The sequence below is a fragment of the Massilia sp. CT11-108 genome, from assembly GCF_047302915.1.
Taxonomy (GTDB): domain Bacteria; phylum Pseudomonadota; class Gammaproteobacteria; order Burkholderiales; family Burkholderiaceae_D; genus Telluria; species Telluria orientalis.
Genome location: NZ_JBKYMO010000480.1, coordinates 1 through 4,177 on the forward strand (window position 1 = coordinate 1; position 4,177 = coordinate 4,177).

Below are 4,177 nucleotides of genomic sequence, written 5' to 3' on the forward strand. Positions count from 1 at the left end.
TTATACGACACCGGGGCGCGGGGGGGGGGGGGGCTGTGGGGCCCGCCGCGCCGGCCGCGAGGCGGAAGAAGCCCATCGTCTGCTGCAGCTGCTCGGCCTGGGAACTCATCTCCTCGGCCGTCGCCGCCAGTTCTTCGGAGCTGGACGCGTTCTGCTGCGTCGTCTGGGCAAGCTGGCCCACCGCCGCGTTGATCTGGCCGACGCCGGCCGACTGTTCTTCCGACGCGGCCGTGATTTCCTGCACGAGGTCCGACGTCTTGCGGATGTTCGGCACCATCTGGTCGAGCAGGGTGCCGGCGCGTTCCGCCAGCTCCACGCTGTTGGTCGCCACTTCGCCGATCTCCTGTGCCGCGACCTGGCTGCGTTCGGCCAGCTTGCGCACCTCGGCGGCGACGACGGCGAAGCCCTTGCCGTGTTCGCCGGCGCGGGCGGCCTCGATGGCGGCGTTCAGCGCCAGCAGGTTGGTCTGGTAGGCGATGTCGTCGATGATGCCGATCTTCTTGGCGATCTGGTTCATCGCGGCCACGGTTTCCTTCACGGCTGCGCCGCCTTCGGTCGCTTCCCTGGCAGCATTGGTCGCCATGCCGTCGGTGACTTTCGCGTTCTCGGTGTTCTGCGCGATCGATGCCGTCATCTGCTCGATCGACGCGCTCGTCTCCTCGACGCCCGCCGCCTGTTCGCCCGATGCCTGCGACAGCGACTGCGCCGTCGCGCTCACCTGCTCGGACGCGCTGGCGAGGGAATCGGCGGCCGCGTTGACCTCGGCCACCACCTGCGCCAGCTTGTCCACGGTGTTGTTCGCGTATTCCTTCAGCTTGGCGAACTCGCCCTCGTAGGACTTGTCGATGCGCTTGGTGAGATCGCCTTCCGACATCGCGCCCATCACGCGCACCACGTCCTCGACCGATGCACTCGTCGTCGCCACCAGCTGGTTCAGGCCTTCGCCCATCTCTTTCTGGAAGCCCTGCAGGCCCGCGAGTTCCACGCGCTCGTCGAAGTTGCCGCGATTGGCCGTCTGCACGACGCGGCGCTGGCCCTCGATCACCTGCGTCAGCTTGTGCACGGTGTTGTTCGTATATTCCTTCAGCTCGCCGAAGGCGCCCTGATACGGCTTGTCGATCTGGTTCGAGAGGTCGCCGCGCGACACCGCGCCCATCACGCGCACCACATCGGTGATGCTGGCGCCGGTCGTCGCCATCAGCTGGTTCAGGCCTTCACCCATCTCCTTCTGGAAGCCATGCAGGCCCGCCAGGTCGACGCGCGCATCGAAATTCCCGCGGTTCGCGGCTTCCACCGCGGCGCGCTGGCCGTCGATGACCTGAGTGAGCTTCGCGACCATGCCCTTGACGGCGGCCAGCATGCTGGCGTCGTCGCCCGGCTTCGTGTGAATGTCGGCGTCCAGGTCGCCGCCCGCGATGCGGGCCATGACGGCCCCCGCGTACGTCGGTTCGCCGCCCAGTTGGGCCAGCAGGCTGCGGGTGATGTAGAAGCCGAGCAGGCCGACGGCCGCCAGCGTGGCGACGGCAAAGGCGAGCGACATCGTCTCCGCCGAGTTCTGGATCGCGATGGCACGCGCGCCGCCGTTCTTCGCCAGTTCCTCGTTGTACTTGCGGTGGTTCGCGAACGCTTCCCAGTTCTTGTCCGCCAGGGCGACATTCGCCATCATCAGGTCGCGCGCTTCCGTGTTCTTGCCGCCGCGCGAGAGCTTCAGCACCTCGTCCACGATGCGGCCGTAGTCCGCGAGGCTGGCGCGGTCGGACGCGAGCAGCGCCTTGTCCTTGTCGTCCGAAACGAGCGACTCGTATTTCTTGAGCGCCTCGTCGATCTTGCGGCGGTTCTCGCCGATCTGCTGGTCGATCGCGGCCAGTTTGTCCGCGTCGGTCTGGGCGATATGCTGCCACGCGCGGGTCCGGTACACGGCCAGCTGTTCGAACGCTTCGTCGAGCGCGAGGAAGCTGGGAATCGAATTGACCGTGCCATAGCTGGCCGCATCGTAGACGCGGACGAGCTGGTAGCGCCCCATTGCCGCCAGGGCGACGATACCGATGAGCGCTGCCAGCACGAGCAGGATCATCTTCTTTACAACTGTCATGGTATTTCCTTGATTTTTAAAAGCGTGCGAAGTCGGCTTCGTCCGGTGCGCCGACCGGGGCGAGTGCCAGCGTCCCGATCGTCCTCGGGGCATGGCGCTTCGCCGTATTTGTCTTGAACGGCTTGCCGGCGGCCGCTTTGATGCTGTGTCCCGCGTCCAGCTTGAAGAACGCCATCGCCTGCTGCAGCTGCTCGGCCTGGGAACTCATTTCCTCGGCCGTCGCGGCCAGCTCTTCGGAACTGGATGCGTTCTGCTGCGTCGTCTGGCTCATCTGGCCGACCGCCGCGTTGATCTGGCCGACGCCGGCCGATTGCTCTTCCGACGCGGCCGTGATTTCCTGCACGAGGTCCGACGTCTTGCGGATGTTCGGCACCATCCGGTCGAGCAGGCCGCCGGCGCGCTCGGCCAGCTCCACGCTGCCCGTCGCCACTTCGCCGATTTCCTGCGCGGCGACCTGGCTGCGTTCGGCCAGCTTGCGCACCTCGGCGGCGACGACGGCGAAGCCCTTGCCGTGTTCCCCGGCGCGGGCCGCCTCGATGGCGGCGTTCAGCGCCAGCAGGTTGGTCTGGTAGGCGATGTCGTCGATGATCCCGATCTGCTTCGCGATCCGCTTCATGGCGGCGACGGTCGCCTTCACCGCTTCACCGCCTTCCGCCGCCTCGCGCGCGGCCTGCGTGGCCATGCCGTCGGTGACACGGGCATTCTCCGTGTTCTGCGAGATCGATGCCGTCATCTGTTCCAGCGAGGCGCTCGTCTCCTCGACGCCGGCCGCCTGTTCGGACGCCGACTGCGACAGCGCCTGCGCCGTCGCGCTGACTTCTTCCGACGCCGACGCCAGCGATTGGGCGCTGCCGTTGACGTCGCCGACGACCTGCGCCAACCGGTCCATGGTGCCGTTCGAGTCATCCTTCAGCTTCGCGAACGCGCCCTGGTAATCCTTGTCGATGCGCTTCGTCAGGTCGCCTTCGGCCAGCGCGGACATGACGCGCACGACGTCGTCGATGCTGGCGCCGATCGTCGTCACGAGCTGGTTCAGGCCATCGCCCATCTCCTTCTGGAACCCCTGCATCCCGGCCGTGTCGACGCGTACGCCGAACTCGCCCCGGTTGGCCGCTTCCACGACGGCGCGCTGGCCCGCGATCACCTGGCGCAGCTTCGCCACCATCTGGCCGACGGCGTGCAGCATGCTGTCGTTGTCGCCGCGGCGCAGCGTCACGTCGCCGGACAGGTCGCCGTTCGCGATGCGCTTGAGCAGGTCGGCCGCGTAGGCCGGCTCGCCGCCCAGCGTACGGGTGAGGCTCAGCGTGATCCAGAAAGCCATGCCGATGCCCATCAGGACCGCGGCGGCGCCCAGCAGCGTGAGGCGGTTGCGGGTCTCGACGTATTCGGCCGACGCGTCCGTGGCCGACTGCTCCATCGACGCATTCTGGTGATCGATCAGCTTTTCGATCGCCTTGATGTACGCGTCCTGCAGCGGCTGGATCTGCGTCGTCAGCAGTGTTCTGGCCTCGGCGCGCTTGCCTTCGTGGATGAGGCGCACGAACTGGTCCTGCACCACCAGGTTTTTCTGGCGCTGCTGGTTCATGCCCTCCATGATCTGGCGTCCGGAGGCCGACTTGACGAGGTTCTGCAGCTTCTCGATATCCGCGCGCTGGTCGTTGCGCGATTCGTCGAACTGCGCCAGCTCGCGCCGGGTCGCTTCCGGATCCTCCGTCAGCACGATGTTGCGCATCGCGGTGGCGATCTCGTGGATGTTGCCGATCGCGTCGTAGCTGAGCACGACCTTCGGATACTTGTCGTTGGCCATCTCGCCAACGTTGTCGCTGACGCTGGCGACGCTGTGGATGCCCATCGCGACGACGGCGGCCAGCAACACGCTGACGGTGCCGAAGCCAAGTGCCAGGCGGGCGCTGACTTTCAGGTTACGGAACATGGCAGGTCTCCTCGGGGCGGCTGCGCGGTATCAGAAACGGGTGAAACTGGTTTCGTCCAGGTCCGCCTCGGCGGCGTACGCGGGGTTGTGCATGGCGATGCCCTTGCGCTTCGGCGTCGCGGCCGGATGCGCGGGCGCGCGGCGTGCCGGGC

At 67.0% G+C, this 4,177-nt stretch carries 2 protein-coding genes; both read right to left on the minus strand.

Features of this window, described 5'->3' with window-relative positions; translation table 11 throughout:
* A partial coding sequence (locus ACEN88_RS25770; protein ID WP_413344248.1) for a methyl-accepting chemotaxis protein occupies positions 1 to 2,092 on the minus strand: 2,092 nt, incomplete at its 3' end.
* 16 nt (positions 2,093 to 2,108) lie between these two features.
* On the minus strand, positions 2,109 to 4,025 hold the full coding sequence (locus ACEN88_RS25775; RefSeq protein WP_413344250.1) for a methyl-accepting chemotaxis protein: 1,917 nt from the start codon (positions 4,023 to 4,025) through the stop codon (positions 2,109 to 2,111).
* Positions 4,026 to 4,177 lie beyond the last annotated feature (152 nt).